Raw genomic sequence first — 1,143 nt, 5'->3', positions numbered from 1 at the left:
ACTGAGCGACCTGGAACTACTCAGCGACACCGAGAAACACCAGCTACTCCACGACTGGAACAACACCGGCCACCAACAACGGGACGAGCCACTGACCCAGTTGTTCGAAGCACAGGTCGCACGAACACCCGACGTCAACGCGGTCATCTACCAAGACCAGGTCGTGACCTACCGGGAACTCAACATCCGCGCCAACCGGATCGCGCACCGGTTGATCGGGCTGGGGGTGGGGCCAGAGCAGATCGTGGCGTTGGCGGTGCCGCAGTCGATCGATCTCATCGCGGCACTGATGGGGATCCTGAAGACAGGTGCGGCCTATCTGCCGATCGACGTCGGGTTCCCGGCGGACCGCATCCGCTTCATGATCGAGGATGCCGGCGCGATGGCCGTCCTGACCACGACCGATGCGGAGTCCGCGCTGCCGGACGAGCCCGCTCACCGCGTGCTGCTCGACGATCCCGCTTCCGCGGCGGTGACCGGTACCTTCCCCAGTGTCGATCCGGTCGACGCCGACCGGCACCGGCCGATCACTCCGGCCGATCCGACGTGCGTGATGTACACCTCCGGGTCGACCGGCAGGCCCAAGGGCGTGGCCCTGCTGTCCGGGGCGTTGGCGAACCTCACGTTCTGGAACCGGGCCAGGACGCCCGGGAGGCCGGGTAGGCGGGTCGCCCAGTTCGCGAACATCACCTTCGACGTCTCAGCCGAGGAGATTCTCTCGGCGTTACTGCACGGCAAGTGTCTCGTGGTTCCGCCGCAGGAGATCCGGGTGGATGCCGCCCGGTTGGTCGGGTGGCTGGCACAACACGAGGTGCAGGATCTGTTCGGGCCGAATCTGATGCTGGAGGAGTTATACCGGGCCGCCAACGCGTCCGGCGCGGTGCTGCCCGCGCTGCGCAGCATCAGCCAGGGCGGGGAGCTTCACGTACCGCGTGAAGCGGCCCGCGAGTTCCATGCCCGTCACCCGGAGTGCCGCCTGTACAACAGGTATGGACCGACCGAAACCCACGTGTGTGCCACGACGTATCCGTTGCCGCGAGATGTGTCGGACTGGCCCTCGGCCCCACCGATTGGGCGTCCTGTGGCGAACACCCGGGTATACGTGGTCGACCGATTCGGCAAACCAACCCCCATCGGCGTCCC

1 protein-coding gene is annotated in these 1,143 nt (G+C 66.4%); it reads left to right on the top strand.

Translation table 11 applies throughout. From position 1 onward, the window contains the following. A partial coding sequence (locus BLA60_RS41805) for an AMP-binding protein (RefSeq protein ID WP_162293094.1) occupies positions 1-1,143 on the top strand: 1,143 nt, incomplete at both ends.

The organism is Actinophytocola xinjiangensis (assembly GCF_001921215.1).
GTDB classification, from domain to species: domain Bacteria; phylum Actinomycetota; class Actinomycetes; order Mycobacteriales; family Pseudonocardiaceae; genus Actinophytocola; species Actinophytocola xinjiangensis.
Note: the sequence above shows the minus strand (reverse complement) of the source record. Positions and strands in the feature narration are given on the sequence as shown.